The organism is Kitasatospora sp. NPDC091257, from assembly GCF_044757675.1.
Classification (GTDB): domain Bacteria; phylum Actinomycetota; class Actinomycetes; order Streptomycetales; family Streptomycetaceae; genus Kitasatospora; species Kitasatospora lactacystinica.
Genome location: NZ_JBIVVI010000052.1, coordinates 1 through 16,188, shown reverse-complemented (window position 1 = coordinate 16,188; position 16,188 = coordinate 1). Strand labels below are relative to the sequence as shown.

The 16,188-nt window shown below is 71.8% G+C and carries 12 protein-coding genes; 9 read left to right on the top strand and 3 right to left on the bottom strand.

What is annotated here, in order from left to right; translation table 11 throughout:
- Nucleotides 1–30 precede the first annotated feature (30 nt).
- Nucleotides 31–2,781: a pyruvate dehydrogenase (acetyl-transferring), homodimeric type gene (aceE, locus tag ACIQOV_RS04335; RefSeq protein ID WP_359913040.1), complete on the bottom strand. Its 2,751-nt coding sequence runs from the start codon at nucleotides 2,779–2,781 to the stop codon at nucleotides 31–33.
- A gap of 516 nt (nucleotides 2,782–3,297) precedes the next feature.
- On the opposite strand from aceE, the gene ACIQOV_RS04330 reads away from it, so the two are divergent.
- The 5 genes from ACIQOV_RS04330 to ACIQOV_RS04310 all read left to right on the top strand — a co-directional run bounded on the left by ACIQOV_RS04330 (nucleotide 3,298) and on the right by ACIQOV_RS04310 (nucleotide 7,308).
- On the top strand, nucleotides 3,298–3,735 hold the full coding sequence (locus ACIQOV_RS04330; RefSeq protein ID WP_359913037.1) for a DUF3052 domain-containing protein: 438 nt from the start codon (nucleotides 3,298–3,300) through the stop codon (nucleotides 3,733–3,735).
- A gap of 259 nt (nucleotides 3,736–3,994) precedes the next feature.
- Nucleotides 3,995–4,453, top strand: coding sequence for a peroxiredoxin (locus tag ACIQOV_RS04325; protein WP_401044728.1), 459 nt, complete (start codon nucleotides 3,995–3,997; stop codon nucleotides 4,451–4,453).
- Nucleotides 4,454–4,684: 231 nt separating this feature from the next.
- Nucleotides 4,685–5,260: a TerD family protein gene (locus ACIQOV_RS04320; RefSeq protein ID WP_359915653.1), complete on the top strand. Its 576-nt coding sequence runs from the start codon at nucleotides 4,685–4,687 to the stop codon at nucleotides 5,258–5,260.
- Nucleotides 5,261–5,487: 227 nt separating this feature from the next.
- Entirely contained in the window at nucleotides 5,488–6,066 is a 579-nt protein-coding gene (locus ACIQOV_RS04315; RefSeq protein WP_359914478.1) for a TerD family protein, read from the top strand.
- A 147-nt stretch (nucleotides 6,067–6,213) separates the two neighbouring features.
- Entirely contained in the window at nucleotides 6,214–7,308 is a 1,095-nt protein-coding gene (locus ACIQOV_RS04310; RefSeq protein WP_380549982.1) for a DUF475 domain-containing protein, read from the top strand.
- Between the two features lie 89 nt (nucleotides 7,309–7,397).
- Here the strand turns inward: ACIQOV_RS04310 and ACIQOV_RS04305 are convergent, their stop codons facing one another.
- A complete protein-coding gene (locus ACIQOV_RS04305) occupies nucleotides 7,398–8,561 on the bottom strand; it encodes a DUF2637 domain-containing protein (protein WP_387689635.1) in 1,164 nt (387 codons plus the stop codon).
- Between the two features lie 340 nt (nucleotides 8,562–8,901).
- Here ACIQOV_RS04305 and ACIQOV_RS04300 point away from each other — a divergent pair, with 340 nt between their 5' ends.
- Nucleotides 8,902–9,642 carry a Tellurium resistance gene (locus tag ACIQOV_RS04300; RefSeq protein WP_380549977.1) on the top strand — a complete coding sequence of 247 codons (741 nt, stop codon included), beginning with the start codon at nucleotides 8,902–8,904 and terminating at the stop codon, nucleotides 9,640–9,642.
- A 108-nt stretch (nucleotides 9,643–9,750) separates the two neighbouring features.
- On the opposite strand, the gene ACIQOV_RS04295 is transcribed toward ACIQOV_RS04300, so the two are convergent.
- The gene (locus tag ACIQOV_RS04295; protein ID WP_401044722.1) at nucleotides 9,751–10,932 is read right to left on the bottom strand and encodes a TerD family protein; all 1,182 of its coding nucleotides are present in this window, start codon (nucleotides 10,930–10,932) and stop codon (nucleotides 9,751–9,753) included.
- A 356-nt stretch (nucleotides 10,933–11,288) separates the two neighbouring features.
- Here ACIQOV_RS04295 and ACIQOV_RS04290 point away from each other — a divergent pair, with 356 nt between their 5' ends.
- The 3 genes from ACIQOV_RS04290 to ACIQOV_RS04280 all read left to right on the top strand — a co-directional run bounded on the left by ACIQOV_RS04290 (nucleotide 11,289) and on the right by ACIQOV_RS04280 (nucleotide 16,152).
- Nucleotides 11,289–12,536 (top strand): HpcH/HpaI aldolase/citrate lyase family protein, encoded by a 1,248-nt coding sequence (locus tag ACIQOV_RS04290; protein WP_401044720.1) that lies wholly within the window; start codon nucleotides 11,289–11,291, stop codon nucleotides 12,534–12,536.
- A 170-nt stretch (nucleotides 12,537–12,706) separates the two neighbouring features.
- Nucleotides 12,707–15,319, top strand: coding sequence for a phosphoribosyltransferase (locus ACIQOV_RS04285; protein WP_401044718.1), 2,613 nt, complete (start codon nucleotides 12,707–12,709; stop codon nucleotides 15,317–15,319).
- Nucleotides 15,319–16,152, top strand: a complete 834-nt coding sequence (locus ACIQOV_RS04280; RefSeq protein WP_380353462.1) for an HAD family hydrolase — start codon at nucleotides 15,319–15,321, stop codon at nucleotides 16,150–16,152. The genes ACIQOV_RS04285 and ACIQOV_RS04280 overlap by 1 nt, the downstream gene beginning before the upstream one ends.
- Nucleotides 16,153–16,188: the final 36 nt, after the last annotated feature.

Sequence of the window (16,188 nt, the reverse complement as noted above, 5' to 3'; positions counted from 1 at the left end):
GAGTCCGGCCCCTCAGTGCCTACGGGCTGATCAGGCCTCGCCGCCGGCGGCACCCGGGTCGGCCGCGGCCACGTCCAGCAGCTGGTAGCGGTCGATCGCGTCCTTCAGCGCCGAGCGGTCGATCTTGCCCTGCTTGGCGAGCTCGGTGAGCACCCCCAGGACGACCGACTGCGCGTCGATGTGGAAGAAGCGACGGGCCGCGCCACGGGTGTCGGCGAAGCCGAAGCCGTCGGCGCCCAGCGACTGGTACTGACCCGGCACCCAGCGGGCGATCTGGTCCGGCACCGCGCGCATCCAGTCGGACACCGCGACGACCGGGCCCTCGGCGCCCTGGAGCTTCTGGGTGACGTACGGCACGCGCTGCTGCTCCTCGGGGTGCAGCAGGTTGAACTCCTCGGCCTCCACCGCGTCGCGGCGCAGCTCGTTCCAGGAGGTCGCGGACCAGACGTCGGCCTTGACGTTCCACTCCTCGGCGAGGATGCGCTGGGCCTCCAGGGCCCACGGCACGGCCACGCCGGAGGCGAGGATCTGGGCAGGGATCTGGCCGGCGGTGCCCGGCGCGTACTTGTGCAGACCCTTGAGGATGCCCTCGACGTCCACGTTCTCGGGCTCGGCCGGCATCTTGATCGGCTCGTTGTAGACGGTCATGTAGTAGAACACGTCCTCGCCGTGCGGGTGCTCGGCGCTGGAGCCGTACATCCGCCGCAGACCGTCCTGGACGATGTGCGCGATCTCGAAGCCGTACGCCGGGTCGTACGCGACGACACCCGGGTTGGTCGAGGCCAGCAGGTGCGAGTGGCCGTCGGCGTGCTGCAGGCCCTCACCGGTCAGCGTGGTGCGGCCGGCGGTGGCGCCGATCACGAAGCCGCGGGCCAGCTGGTCGGCCATCTGCCAGAACTGGTCGCCGGTGCGCTGGAACCCGAACATCGAGTAGAAGACGTACACCGGGATCAGCGGCTCGCCGTGGGTGGCGTAGGACGAGCCGGCGGCGATCAGCGAGGCGGTGCAGCCCGCCTCGGAGATGCCGTCGTGCAGCATCTGGCCGGTCGGCGACTCCTTGTAGGCGAGGAGGAGGTCCCGGTCGACCGACTCGTAGGTCTGGCCGAGCGGGTTGTAGATCTTCGCCGACGGGAAGAGCGAGTCCATGCCGAAGGTGCGGTACTCGTCCGGCGCGATCGGCACGAAGCGGTTGCCGATGCCCTTGTCCCGCATGAGGTCCTTGAGCACCCGGACGAACGCCATGGTGGTGGCGATGGTCTGGTTGCCGGAACCCTTCTTGACCGCCTTGTACGCGTCGTCGCCGGGCAGCTCCAGCTTCCGCGGGCGGACCTTGCGGGTCGGCACGTAGCCGCCCAGCTCCTCCCGGCGGTCGTGCATGTACTGGATCTCCTCCGAGTCGCGACCCGGGTGGTAGTAGGGCGGGTAGCCCTCCTCCAGCTGCTTGTCGGTGATCGGCAGGTGCAGCCGGTCGCGGAAGCGCTTCAGGTCCTCGACCGTCAGCTTCTTCATCTGGTGGGTGGCGTTGCGGCCCTCGAAGTTGGGGCCCAGCGTCCAGCCCTTGACCGTCTGGGCGAGGATGACCGTCGGCTGGCCCTTGTGCTCGCGGGCCGCCTTGAACGCCGCGTAGATCTTCTTGTGGTCGTGGCCGCCGCGACCCAGGTGCTGGATCTGCTGGTCGGTCATGTTCTCGACCATGGCGCGCAGGCGCAGGTCGCCGCCGAAGAAGTGCTCGCGGATGTACTGGCCGGTCTCGGTGGCGTAGGTCTGGAACTGGCCGTCCACCGTGGTGTTCAGCTTGTTGACCAGGACGCCGTCGCGGTCCTGCGCGAGCAGCGGGTCCCAGCTGCGGTCCCAGACCAGCTTGATCACGTTCCAGCCGGCGCCCCGGAACTGGGACTCCAGCTCCTGGATGATCTTGCCGTTGCCGCGGACCGGGCCGTCCAGGCGCTGCAGGTTGCAGTTGACCACGAAGGTCAGGTTGTCCAGGCCCTCGCGGGCGGCCAGCGACAGCTGGCCGAGCGACTCGGGCTCGTCCATCTCGCCGTCGCCGAGGAAGGCGTAGACCTGCGAGTCGGAGGTGTCCTTGATCCCGCGGTGCTCCAGGTAGCGGTTCATCCGGGCCTGGTAGATCGCGCCGAGCGGGCCGAGGCCCATCGAGACGGTCGGGAACTCCCAGAAGTCCGGCATCAGCCGCGGGTGCGGGTAGCTGGAGAGGCCGTACGGGGCCTTCGACTTCTCCTGGCGGAACGCGTCGAGCTGCTGCTCGGTGAGCCGGTCCAGCAGGAAGGCGCGGGCGTAGATGCCGGGGGAGGCGTGGCCCTGGAAGAAGACCTGGTCGCCGGACTCGCCCTCGCCGTCCTTGCCGCGGAAGAAGTAGTTGAAGCCGACGTCGTACAGAGACGCGGAGGAGGCGAAGGTGGCGATGTGGCCACCGACGCCGATGCCCGGGCGCTGCGCCCGGGAGACCATGACGGCCGCGTTCCACCGGGTCGCGTTGAGGATCTTCCGCTCGATCTCCTCGTTGCCGGGGAAGAACGGTTCGTCCTTGGTCGCGATGGTGTTGACGTAGTCCGTGCTGCGCATCTCGGGCACGGCGACACGCTTCTCGCGGGCGCGCTCGATCAGCCGCAGCATCAGGTAACGGGCACGCTCACGCCCCCGCTCGTCGATGGCCGCATCGAGCGACTCCAGCCATTCCGCGGTCTCCTCGGGATCGAAGTCCGGGACCTGACTCGGAAGGCCGCCAATGATGATCGGGTTGCGATCGGATCCGGAAGCCACGCTGTTCCTTCACTGTCGGTCGAAACTGAGGTGTGTCGCGCCGCCTCCATCGTGCTACCGCGCTCGGAGATCCGTCATCTCTACCGATCGGTAACCGGTCCGCCCGGCGGGCGGCCCGGTCTGGCGGCGTGCGGTGCGGGCGTCTTCGTCCGCTCCGCACACCCCCGGGTGTTACGAAAAGAGGTGGTCCGACCTGGTGTCCCGTCCGCCCGATGGCGGGCGGCCGGGGTGAGGGCCAACAGGAGACTCTACGCCCGCGCACGCGCGGACCCGAATGCCGTTCGCATCTCGGGCGTGCGTACGGCCTGTGGGCCGGGACCACCCGAAGCATCCTTGGACCATGCAGAAAAGGGCAAATCGGTGTGATTCCCGCCACCTCGCGCGGCGTGTCCCCCTGCGACACGTCAACCTTTGGAGGGGATCGGGGGTCGGGTACTTGCGCGAACCGCCGCGCCCGTGTGGACTACGGCCACAGCCTCGGCATGGATGCCGGGCCGAATACTGGAGGTTATTCCCGTGAGCGCGACCGCGGACCCCGCGGACAAGTCCAACCCGGCGACCCGTCTCGGCTTCGAAGAGGGCCAGATCATCCAGGAGCTGGGGTACGACGACGACACTGACCAGGAGCTCCGCGAGGGAATCGAGGAGCTCATCGGGACGGATCTCGTCGACGAGGACTACGACGACGTCGCCGACGCCGTTCTGCTGTGGCACCGCGACGACGACGGGGACCTCACCGACGCCCTCGTCGACGCGCTGGAGTACCTCGCTGAAGGCGGCCTGATCTGGCTGATGACGCCCAAGACCGGGCGGGACGGCCACATCGAGGCCTCCGACATCAGCGACGCGGCCAAGACCGCGGGCCTCTCCCAGACCAGCTCGATCAACATCGTCAAGGACTGGGCGGCCACCAGGCTCGCGACCAAGTCCACGGCGAAGGGCGCCAAGCGCTGAGTGGTCTCTGAAGCACATCGGGCGGGCCCCGCCGGAGGAATCCCTCCGGCGGGGCCCGCCGCATGTGCGCCGCCGCGGAGGCCGGTTCCGGGCCCCGCGCCGGCGCCCCGGGCCCGCCCGCCGGGGCGTTCGCGGACGGCGAACGCGGCGGGCCGCGGCCACCCGCCTCATCCGTTCGGCGCAACGGCCGTAAACGAATGCGAGGATGTGGCCCGCCGCGCCCGCCGCGCGGCGCGGTCGCGTCAGAAAGGTCCCGCTCATGGCCATCGAGGTCGGCACCCCGGCTCCGGACTTCGAGCTCAACAACCAGCACGGCGAGGCCGTCCGGCTCTCCGACTTCCGCGGCCGGCGGAACGTCGTCCTGGTCTTCTACCCGTTCGCCTTCACCGGCGTGTGCACGGGCGAGCTGGGCGCGATCCAGCGGGAGCTGGCGGGCCTGCAGAACGACACCGTGCAGGTGCTCGGCCTCTCCTGCGACTCGCAGTTCTCCCAGCGGGTCCTCGCCGACCGGGAGGGCCTGGAGTTCCCGCTGCTGGCCGACTTCTGGCCGCACGGCGAGGTCACCCGGGCCTACGGCGTCCTCGACGAGGAGCGGGGCTGCCCGCTGCGCGGCACCTTCGTGATCGACACCACGGGCACGGTGCGCTGGAGCGTCGTCAACGGCCTCCCGGACGCCCGGGACGAGCAGGAGTACCTGAAGGTCCTCGCGGCGCTCTGAGACCCCCGCCCGGGCCCCGCACGCGCCTCGGCCGGGTCGCGGGCGCCCCGCGGCACCCGCCGGCCGAGTGCCCCGGGGCCGTGTCCGGCCTGATCAGGGGTGCGGACGGGAACCCCGTACTACGCTCGGGCCGTTGGCGGGGTGGGACGCGGGAGCCGATGGGCCTCCCGCCGCCCCGGACCGCACCACCGGGGGCACCACTGGACGTGCCTCCCGATTCTTGGAGGACTAGTGGGAGTCAGCCTCAGCAAGGGCGGCAACGTCTCGCTCACCAAGGAGGCACCGGGCCTCACCGCCGTGGTCGTCGGCCTGGGCTGGGACGTCCGGACCACCACCGGCGCGGACTTCGACCTGGACGCCAGCGCCCTGCTGTGCAACGCCCAGGGCAAGGTCACCTCGGACGGGAACTTCGTGTTCTTCAACAACCTGAAGAGCCCGGACGGCTCGGTCGAGCACACCGGCGACAACCTGACCGGCGAGGGCGAGGGCGACGACGAGGCGATCAAGGTCAACCTGGCCGGCGTGCCGGTGGACGTCGAGAAGATCGTCTTCCCGGTGTCGATCTACGACGCCGAGACCCGCGGCCAGAACTTCGGCCAGGTGCGCAACGCGTTCATCCGTGTGGTGAACCAGGCCGACAACACGGAGCTGGCCCGCTACGACCTCTCCGAGGACGCCTCCACCGAGACCGCGATGGTCTTCGGCGAGCTGTACCGCAACGGCGTGGAGTGGAAGTTCCGCGCCATCGGCCAGGGCTACGCCTCCGGTCTGCGCGGCATCGCGCAGGACTTCGGCGTCAACGTCTGAGCCCGCGCCGGCGCCCTGCGGCGCGGGCTGCGCGCCGTTCTCCCGGGGCGGCCCCGGACCTCCGAGGTCCGGGGCCGCCCCGGCTTCGTCCGGCCCGGTGCCGCGGCGGTTCCTCGCACTGCGAGGATGTGAGTTCAGGAAGTTCAGCCGACCAGAACCGGTCGGCCGGGGCCGCGGGGGACTACACCTGGAAGGCGCCCCGGGAGAAGCAAGGGAGGAAGAACGTCATGGTGGTCACGCTCGCCAAGGGTGGCAACGTCTCGCTCACCAAGGCCGCGCCGAACCTGACACAGGTCCAGATCGGCCTCGGCTGGTCCGCCCGTTCGACCACGGGCGCCCCGTTCGACCTCGACGCGAGCGCCCTGATCTGCGGTGGCGGGCGAGTGCTCGGTGACGAGTACTTCGTCTTCTACAACAACCTCAAGAGCCCCGAGGGCTCGGTGGAGCACCAGGGCGACAACCTCACCGGCGGCGACGAAACGGGTGACGACGAGGTGGTCCTGGTCAGCCTGGACCTCGTCCCGGCACAGGCCGACAAGGTGATCTTCGCGGTCTCGATCTACGAGGCCGAGGCGCGGCTCCAGAACTTCGGTCAGGTCCGCAACGCCTACATCCGGGTCGTCAACTCGGTCGACGGCCAGGAGATCGCCCGCTACGACCTGTCCGAGGACGCGTCCAGCGAGACCGCGATGATCTTCGGTGAGCTGTACCGCTACGCGGGCGAGTGGAAGTTCCGCGCAGTGGGCCAGGGGTACGCCTCCGGCCTGCGTGGCATCGCGCTCGACTTCGGCGTGAACGTACAGTAAAGGCGGAAATCGGACTTGTCGCACCCGACCCGATCATGAGAACAGAGGGCAGTGCGGGGGTGACCTGACCGGGCCGGGCCCGGTCAGGACGTCTCGGGGACGAGGCCGCCCCCGGCACGGCCAGAACCCGAAAGGTAGCCAACTCCCGTGTTCCTCCGCACATTCGGCTGGTCGTTCGCGATCACCGCCATCGGCCTGATCGCGGCCGGACTGCTCTGGGGAGCCCAAGGCTTCGGCATCGTGCTGATCCTCTCCATCCTGGAGATCTCCCTGTCGTTCGACAACGCGGTGGTCAACGCCACGGTGTTGAAGCGGATGAACCCGTACTGGCAGAAGATCTTCCTGACCGTCGGTGTCCTCATCGCGGTCTTCGGCATGCGCCTGGTCTTCCCGCTGCTGGTCGTCGGCCTCACCGCGAAGCTCAGCCCCGCGACGGTCATCGACCTCGCGCTGCACTCCGAGAAGACCTACGAGGGCCTCACCTACGGCCAGTACCTGGAAGCGGCCAACCCGGCCATCGCGGCCTTCGGCGGCGTCTTCCTGCTGATGATCTTCCTCGACTTCATCTTCGAGGAGAAGGACTACAACTGGCTGGCCTGGATCGAGCGCCCGCTGGAGAAGGTCGGCAAGCTGGAGGCCTTCTCCACCGTCGTCGCCCTGGTCGCCCTGCTGCTCGCCTCCAACTTCTTCGCCGGGGAGCACGCGGAAACCGTTCTGCTCGCCGGTGTCCTCGGCCTGGTCACCTACCTCGCCGTCAACGGCCTCTCCTCGATCTTCGAGTCGGGGCTGGAGGCCGAGGAGGAGCGCGAGGAGGAGGCGGAGAAGGCCGGCAAGTCGATCGTCCAGGTCGGCGGCAAGGCCGCGTTCTTCCTCTTCCTCTACCTGGAGGTCCTGGACGCCTCGTTCTCCTTCGACGGCGTGGTCGGCGCGTTCGCCATCTCCAGTGACATCTTCCAGATCACCCTGGGCCTCGGCATCGGCGCGATGTACATCCGCTCGCTGACCGTGTTCCTGGTCCGCAAGGGCACCCTGGACGACTACGTCTACCTGGAGCACGGCGCGCACTACGCGATCGGCGCGCTGGCGGCGATCCTGCTGATCGGGATCAAGTACCACATCCCGGAGATCGTCACCGGGCTGATCGGCGTCGCCTTCATCGGGCTGGCGCTCGGCTCGTCGATCCTGCGCAACCGGCGCGAGGGCGCGGACGAGGAACCGGAGCTGGTCGGCACCGGAAAGTAGTCCGCAGGGCAAGCGAAACGGCCGCCTCCGGGATTTCCCGGGGGCGGCCGTTCCTCGTGGTCCGCGGTCGTGGCCGCGGGGTGCCGGGGTCAGCCGAGCTGCTGCTCGATCGCGCGCAGCTTGCGCTCCAGCGAGTCCAGCTTCGGCATCGACAGGGTGTCGTCGTCGGCCGTCAGGTCGATGGCCGAGCCGCTGCGGGACGACCCGGTGCCGGAGGAGGACGACGAGTACGAGGACGAGGAGTAGGAGGAGGACGAGTAGGACGAGGACGAGTACGAGGAGCCGACGGCGGCGCGGGGGCGGCGGCCGGCGTCCAGGGCGGCCGGCTCCGGCGAGTCGCCGGACAGGAGCGAGGCCGAGGTCGAGGTGGTGGCGTCGGATCCCGCGGCTAGGGCAGGCTCCGTAGCGCTCGGGCCGTCTCCGGCAGCCGTGAGGGCGGGAACCTGGCGGCCGCCGCGGGTCCGGGCGAGCATGCCGCCCTGCCGGGAGATGGCCTTCAGCTCGGCCCGCTCGCGGCGGTCGGCCGTACGGGCGCGGGCCTTGGCGTCCAGCTTCGCCTGGCGCTCCTCGCGCACCTCGTCGACCGCCTCGTCCAGGCTGCGGACGTTCTCCAGCAGCATCAGCGACCAGGCCGCGTAGGTCTCGCGCGGGGCGCGCAGCCAGCGGACGATGCGGATCTGCGGCAGCGGGCGCGGCACCAGGCCCTGCTCGCGCAGCGCGGCCTTGCGGGTCTGCTTCAGCGCCCGGTCGAACAGGATCGCCGCCGAGATCGACATGCCGGAGAAGAACTGCGGGGCGCCGTCGTGCGACACGCCGCGCGGGGCGTGCACCCAGTTGAACCAGGCCGAGGCGATCGCGAACACCCAGACCAGCAGGCGCGAACCGAGCGCGGCGTCACCGTGGCTGGCCTCGCGGACGGCGAGCACCGAGCAGAACATCGCGGCGCCGTCCAGACCGAACGGGACGAGGTACTCCCAGCCGCCGGACAGACCCAGGTTTTCCTTGCCGAAGCCGACCAGGCCGTGGAAGGAGAGGGCGGCCGCGACACCGGCGCAGCAGAACAGCAGCGTGTACGAGGAGATGCCGTAGATCATCTCCTTGCGCCGACGGCGCTCCTCGCTGCGCTCCCAGGAGTCGCCGGACTCGTCCTTCTTCGAGCTCTTGAATCGCAGCGTCGCCATCAGGACGGCGACGAACAGCAGGGCTGCGCCGCCGACGACGGTCCAGACCAGCTGTATGGAGGTCAGGTTCATTGCGGGTCGGGCCTCGGGTTTCCGCAGGGGACAGGATCACAGCGCGACACAGGCGGTCAGGGCCCGCCGAGCGGGAGCTGCCTGACGGTTCGTTCGTCGCCGCACGACGGGCCCGCCGCGCCCGCGCAGGGGCGGACGGGACACCTGTGCGGCTAGACGATATCGCGTCCGAAGGGGCGGCATGTTACGGGAGGGCGGCTTCCTCCCGCCAATCGACCCGCCGGTCGGGCCCGGTTGGGTAGAGGAGGGGGCGGACTGGGTATCCGACGGCCGGGCCGATGCCCGATCATTGGTCGGCGGACCGTCAGAACGCCTGACGGGAGCAGGGGGAGAGGACTGCATGGTCTCGATCTGGGAGTACCTGCGCGGGGACAAGAGCTACACCTTCGACAACCCCGGCGGTCAGCACAAGGTCATACTCACCAAGTCGGCCCCGCAGCACGCGATCACCGGGTCGGCCGCCACCACCGGCTACCTCTACGTCAACCTGCACTGGACGATGAGCGCCGGAGGCGCCGCCCGGCCGAGCACCCGGGAGTCCGTGAAGCGGTTCCTCAGCCCGCGGATCCTGCGGCCGCAGGACCCGGACTCGCCGCAGGGCACCGAGCCGACGAACGTCGACCTCGACCTGGCCTGCATGTACGAGCTCTCGGACGGGAGCACCGGCGTGGTGCAGCCGCTCGGCGGGCTCTTCGGAGACCTCCAGAACGCGCCGTACATCAAGCTCAGCGGCGACGACCAGTACGGGGCGCCGTCCGGCGAGACGATGTACGTCAACCTGGAGAAGAAGGACAAGTTCAAGCGGCTGCTGATCTTCGTCTACATCTACGACGGCACGCCGGCCTTCGAGCAGTCGCACGCGGTGGTCACGATCGTGCCGCAGACCGGGCCGCGGATCGAGATCAAGCTGGAGGAGCGGGCCCGGGCGGCGCGCTCCTGCGCGGTGGTGCTGATCGAGAACTCGGGGGACAACCAGCTGACGGTGCGCCGCGAGGTGCGGTACGTCAACGGGTTCCAGGCGGACATCGACCGGCTGTACGGCTTCGGGATGCAGTGGCAGCGCGGGTACAAGAGCGACTGACGGCGGTCGGCGGTCGGCGGTTCCATCGCGGTTCCATGGCAGTTCCATGGTGGGGCCGGGCCCGGGTCTCGGCGGGGCCGGGGCTGTCGGGCGGCCCCGCCGGGGACGTCAGCGGGGCTGGAACTGCGGGCCCTGCGGGGGCAGCGCGAACTCCTCGCCGGTGGAGGCCGGGGGCTGGGCCGTCGGCGGCTGCGGCGGGACGGGCGGCTGCTGGCCGGTGCCGGGCTGCGGGTAGCCGTAGCCGGCGGGGCGCTGCTGCTGCGGGACGGGCTGGTTCGGCTGGGGATAGCCGTAACCGCCCGGCTGCTGCTGGTAGGGCTGCTGGCCGGTGCCCGGCTGCGGGTAGCCGTAGCCGCCGGTGGGCTGCTGCTGGGGGTGGCCGTACGCCGGGCCGGTCTGCTGGGGGTAGCCGTAGCCGGTGCCGGGCTGGTGGCCCGGGGGTGCGGTGGGCGGCGGGGGCATGGTCGGCGGGGTCGCGGGCGGTGGCGGGGTCGCCGGTGCGGGCGAGGCGCTCGCGGCGGCGGTGGCCGGGGCCGGGGCGGTGGCCGGCGGCTGGGTGGGCGGCTGGGTCGGGGCGGGCGGCTGGGCCGGCGGCGACTGCGGGACGGCCGGGGCCAGCGTGAAGGTACCCGGCTCGGGGGTGGTCGAGCGCGGGTCCGGCATCGCGGTGCTGCGCGGGTCGAGAGTGCCGGACGGCGTGGTGGACACGGGCACCTGGGCGGGCACCTGGTCGGCCTCCGCCTCGTCGTCCACCATGATGCCGAAGTCGGTGGCGAGACCGATCAGCCCGGAGGTGTAGCCCTGGCCGATCGCCCGGAACTTCCAGGACCCGGACCGGCGGTACAGCTCGCCGGCGACCAGGGCGGTGACGTTCTCGGCGTCGTCGATCTCGAACTCGGCGAGCGCGGGCACGCCCTCGCCGGCCGTGGCGTCGAAGAGCAGCAGGCGCAGCCCCGGCACCGCGCGGAACGGTCCGCCCTCGGAGGAGCCGGCCAGCACCACCCGGTCCACCTCGGCGGGCAGCTTGCCCAGCTCGACCTCGATCGTGTCGATGATCTCGGCGCCGCCGGAGGTCTGCTGCTTGGGCAGGTGGCGGACCAGGCCGGAGGGGTGGCGGGGCTGGTTGTAGAAGACGAAGTCGGCGTCCGAGCGGACCTTGCCGGAGGCGCCGAGCAGCAGCGCCGACGCGTCCACGTCCGGCGCACCGGGCGTGGCGCTCCAGCGCAGCACGGCGCGGACCGCCGCCGCCGGCAGTGCGATGTTGGCGCCCTTGGCCATCACGTGCGTCATAGCCGACCATCCTGCCTGTTCGCCACCCCTTCGGACAACGTGACCGGACCGGTCCGTGCCGGGTCGGACTTTGCCAAGACTTGCGCTTTCCGAGGTTTGCCGCCGTCGTTTCCGGGGTTCGTCGCCGTTCCGCCCATGATCGTCCAAGTGGACCGGGATGTTCCGGGAGTTCAGTGCCGGGGAACCGGGACCGGCCGGATCCCGTCCGTACGATGGGCGGTCGAAAGGTCCCCGGGGTTTCGACGCAGGGGCGCCCGGCGGAGGCGCCCCGGGAACCAAGGCGCCCGGTCGGCCGGTTGACCAGGGTGTCGTCGGCAACCGGTCAGGGGCCGGTCCACTTCCTGGAGGAGAGCACCTTGCGCCATTTCGGCCACCTCGCCGAGGACGTACGCGGCCGGCTCTTCCTGGAACAGTCGCGCCCGTTCGACGTGCGGAGCGAGCCGACGGTGCTCGCCACCGCCCTCGGCGGCACCCTCTACAGCCCGGCCACCCGGCCCGCCCTGGCCGCCGACATCCGCAAACTCGCTGGTCGGGGCGTGGTGTCGATGGTGCTCTGCCTGGAGGACGCGATCGCCGACCACGAGGTGGACGCGGGCGAGCGGAACCTGGTCGAGCAACTGAATGACCTGGTCAAGGATTTCACCTCCTGTACACAGAGCCATCCCCTGCTCTTCATCAGGGTCCGCACTGCCACCCAGATCCTCGACCTGGCCCGGCGCCTCGGACCGGCCGTCGAACTGCTGAGCGGCTTCGTACTGCCGAAGTTCACCCCCGAGAACGGTGGCGAGTACCTGGCCGCGCTGGCCGCCGCCGAGGCCGCGAGCGGGCGGCGGCTGTTCGCCATGCCCGTCCTGGAGTCACCCGAACTCGCCCACCTGGAGACCAGGCGGGACCAGCTCTTCGGCATCGCCGACCTGCTCGCCGGCCACCGCGAGCGGGTGCTCGCCGTCCGGCTCGGTGTCACCGACCTCTGCTCCGCGTACGGCCTGCGGCGCTCGCCCGACCTCACCGCGTACGACGTGGCGCTGGTCGCGTCGGTGATCGGGGACGTGGTCAACGTGCTCGGCCGGGCGGACGGCACCGGGTACACCGTCACCGGACCGGTCTGGGAGTACTTCCCGGTGCAGGAGCGGATGTTCAAGCCGCAGTTGCGCCGGACCCCGTTCGCCGGGGCGTCCGTCTCCGCCGCGGCCGGGGCTGCGGCCGGGGCTGTCGGGGTTGCCGGGACTGCCGGGGCACTGCGGGCCTCCGGGGAGGAGGTCCGCCGACGGATCATCGAACACGACCTGGACGGGCTGATCCGGGAGGTCGAACTCGACCGGGCCAACGGCCTGCTCGGCAAGACCTGCATCCACCCCAGCCATGTGCCGGCCGTGCACGCCCTCTCCGTGGTCACGCACGAGGAGTACTGCGACGCCCGAGACATCCTCCGGCAGGAGCAGGACGGCGGCGGGGTACTTCGCTCGGCGTACACCAACAAGATGAACGAGGCCCGGCCGCACCGGGCCTGGGCGGAGCGGGTGCTGCTGCGGGCGGAGGTGTTCGGGGTGGCCCGGGAGGACGTGAGCTTCGCGGAACTGCTGTCGGCCTGCCTGTGCGGCTGACTGTTTCCGCGACCGAACCCGAGCCGTTCCCTCCGGTTCCCCCGGCGGGGATATGACGGATCCGTGAGCGGCGGGCACCGACGCACCAACGCACCAACGCACCAACGCACCGACGTACCGACGTACCAGCGCACGAACGCACGAACGCACCATCGAAGGCAGGACCAGCAGTGACAGCAACACCGCAGACGTGGACCGGCCGTTGGGTCGCCGACCGGGCCGGGATCGCGCTGACCGGATCCGAGCGCCTCCCCGAACTCGTCGGCCTGGCGCTGCGCTCGGGAAACCCCAAGCGCGCCCACCTGCTGGTCTCCAACGTGCTCGGCAAGCACGTGCCGCAGCGGCCCTCGGTGGTCCACGGCACCGGGCTCGAACTCGGCCGCCGGGTCCGCGAACTGCTCGGCGCCGCGGCCACCGCGCGCGCCGTCGTGCTCGGCTACGCGGAGACGGCCACCGGCCTCGGCCACAGCGTCGCCGACGGCCTGGACGCCCCCTACCTGCACTCCACCCGCCGACCGGTGCCCGGCCTGGCCCCGGTCGGCGGCTTCGAGGAGGAGCACTCGCACGCCACCTCGCACCTGTTGCTCCCCGCCGACCCCGCACTCCTCGCCGGGGACGGGCCGCTGGTGCTGGTGGACGACGAGTTCTCCACCGGCCGCACGGTGCTCAACACCATCCGCGACCTGCACGCCCGCCACCCCCGCGGCCACTACGTGGTGGTCGCCCTGGTGGACCTGCGCTCCGCGGCCGACCGGCGCCGGCTCGACGAGGCCGCCGCCGAACTCGGCGTCCGGCTGGACCTGGTGGCCACCGCGAGCGGGACCGTCGAGCTGCCCGAGGACGTCGTGGCCCGGGCCGAGCGGCTGATCGCCGGGGCGGCACCGGAGGAAGCGCCACCGGCGGCCCCCGCGGCGCCGCTGGCCCGGATCGCGCTGGACTGGCCCGCCGGACTCCCGGACGGCGGCCGGCACGGCTTCACCGCCCGCGACCGCGCCCGGCTGGACGCCGCCCTGCCCCGACTCGCCGGACAGCTGGCCGAGGCCCTGCCCGCAGGGGCACGGCGGGTGCTGGTGCTCGGCTTCGAGGAGCTGATGTACGCGCCGCTGCGCCTGGCCGGCGCCCTCGACGAACGGCTCGGCGGCAACCGCGTCCGGTTCTCCACCACCACCCGCTCGCCCGTCCTGGCGGTGGACGACCCCGGCTACGCCATCCGCACCAGGCTCGCCTTCCCCGCCCACGACGACCCGCAGGACGGTGGCTCGCCCGAGCGCTACGCGTACAACGTCGCCCCCGGCAGCGACCCGGCGCGGCGCTTCGACGCGGTGGTGCTGGTGGTGGACGACATGGCCGACACCCCGGCGCTGCACGAGGGCGAGCGGGCGCTGCTCGGCCAGCTGCGGCAGGTGACCGACCGGGTGGTGCTCGCCGTGCTGCCCTCGCACCGGCCGGCGGCCGGGGGTGCCGCGCCGTCCGTGCCGTCCGCGCCGGCTGGGTCCGTTCCGCGGTCCGTTCCGCGGTCCGTTTCGCCGTCGCCGTCGCTGCCCGTGCCGCTGTACGGGCCGGCGTTCTCCTCGTACCCGGCCGAGGAGGTGGCCTGGCTGCTCAAGGACCTCTCCGGGGTCGCGCTCGAAGCCCCCACCGAGGAGCGCGAGGAGGCCGTCCAGAACGGCGGCGCGCACTACGCCGAGTCGCTGCCGGTCGAGTACCAGCCCAGCCCCGAGTACCAGGAGCTGTTCCAGCAGGCACTGCGCGGCTCCGCCGGCCGGATCGCGCTCGCCGTCGGCACCGTCGCCGAGACGCTGCTGCGCGAGCGCGGCCCCGGGCTGGTGCTCGCCTCGCTGGCCCGCGCCGGCACGCCCGTCGGCATCCTGGTCCGGCGCTGGCTGGCCTTCGCGCACGGCCTGTCCGTCCCGCACTACGCGGTCTCGATCGTGCGCGGCCGCGGCATCGACCCGGTCGCGCTGCGGTACCTGGCGGCCCACCACCGCGCGCAGGACGTGGTGTTCGTCGACGGCTGGACCGGCAAGGGCGCGATCACCCGCGAACTGGCCGGCGCGCTGGCCGGCACCGACTTCGACCCGGACCTCGCGGTGCTGGCCGACCCGGGCCGCTGCGTACGGACGTACGGCACCCGGGACGACTTCCTGATCCCGTCCGCCTGCCTCAACTCCACCGTCTCCGGGCTGGTCTCGCGCACCGTGCTGCGGGCCGGGCTGATCGGGCCGGACGACTTCCACGGCGCCAAGCACTACGCCGAACTGGCCGGGAGCGACGTCTCGGCGGCCTTCCTGGACGCGGTGGCCGCCCGCTTCGGCGAGGTCCGTGCCGCCGTGGCCGAGGGCGCCGGCCGACTCGCCGACGACCCGCAGCGGACGCCCGACTGGGCCGGCTGGGCCGCGGTCGAGCGGATCAGCGCCGAGTACGGCATCGACAACGTCAACCTGGTCAAGCCCGGCGTCGGCGAGACGACGCGGGTGCTGCTGCGGCGCGTCCCCTGGCGGATCCTCGCCCGGCGCGGTGCCGGCGCGGACCTCGACCACGTCCGGCTGCTCGCCGCCCAGCGCGGAGTCGAGGTCGAGGAGGTGGACGGCCTGCCGTACACCTGCGTCGGCCTGATCCACCCCCGCTACAGCCGCGGGGCGACCGGGGGCGACGGGCGTGCCGTGACCGACGGGCACCCCGGCACCGACGTGCGCCCCGGCGCCGACGGGAGTGCCGTGACCGACCGGCGTGCCTTCACCGATGGGCGCGTCGCGACCGAGACTACGGGGAGGGATTCCTGATGGGTGTTCTGGTGGCCAGCGACCTCGACCGGACGCTGATCTACTCCGAACGGGCCATGGCCCTGGCCGAGCCCGACCGGCTCGCGCCGCGGCTGCTCTGCGTCGAGGTGTACCAGGGGCGGCCGCTGTCCTTCATGACCGAGCGGGCCGCCGGGCTGCTCGCCGACCTCGCCCGGGAGGTCTGCTTCGTCCCGGCCACCACCCGGACACCGGAGCAGTACGGGCGGGTCAACCTGCCCGGCCCGACGCCGGACTGGGTCCCCGCCTACGCGATCTGCGCCAACGGCGGGCAGCTGCTGGTGGACGGCGTGCCGGACCGCGACTGGCGGGCCGAGATCACCACGCGGATCGCGGCCGGCTCGGCCCCGCTGGAGGAGGTGACCCGGCGGCTCGCCCTCTGCGCCGACCCGGAGTGGACGCACAAGCGGCGGGTCGCCGACGAACTGTTCGCCTACCTGGTGGTCGAGCGCGCCGCGCTGCCGGAGGGCTGGCTCGACGAGCTGACCGGCTGGTGCGCCGAACGCGGCTGGACGGTCTCCTTGCAGGGGCGCAAGGTGTACGCGGTGCCCGCGCCGCTCACCAAGAGCGCCGCGCTGGCCGAGGTCGTCCGGCGCGCTGGCGCCGACACGGTGCTGGCGGCCGGGGACTCACTGCTCGACGCGGACCTGCTGCTCGCGGCGGACGCGGGCTGGCGCCCGGGACACGGCGAACTCGCCGACAGCGGCTGGACGGCCCCCGGCGTCACCGCCCTGACGGAGGTGGGGGTGACGGCGGGGGAGGAGATCGTCCGGCGGTTCCTCGCCGGAGCGTCCGCCCTGCCGGTCGGGGTCTGACCGGGACCGGCCCCGGTCAGCCGCAGCAACCGCCCC

What these genes read in the sequence shown, in the direction of transcription:
- ACIQOV_RS04325 (WP_401044728.1), top strand. Translation starts at nt 3,995, where the DNA reads ATGGCCATCGAGGTCGGCACCCCGGCTCCGGACTTCGAGCTCAACAAC.
- ACIQOV_RS04315 (WP_359914478.1), top strand. Translation starts at nt 5,488, where the DNA reads ATGGTGGTCACGCTCGCCAAGGGTGGCAACGTCTCGCTCACCAAGGCC.
- ACIQOV_RS04305 (WP_387689635.1), bottom strand. Translation starts at nt 8,561, where the DNA reads ATGAACCTGACCTCCATACAGCTGGTCTGGACCGTCGTCGGCGGCGCA.
- ACIQOV_RS04300 (WP_380549977.1), top strand. Translation starts at nt 8,902, where the DNA reads ATGGTCTCGATCTGGGAGTACCTGCGCGGGGACAAGAGCTACACCTTC.
- ACIQOV_RS04295 (WP_401044722.1), bottom strand. Translation starts at nt 10,932, where the DNA reads ATGACGCACGTGATGGCCAAGGGCGCCAACATCGCACTGCCGGCGGCG.
- ACIQOV_RS04280 (WP_380353462.1), top strand. Translation starts at nt 15,319, where the DNA reads ATGGGTGTTCTGGTGGCCAGCGACCTCGACCGGACGCTGATCTACTCC.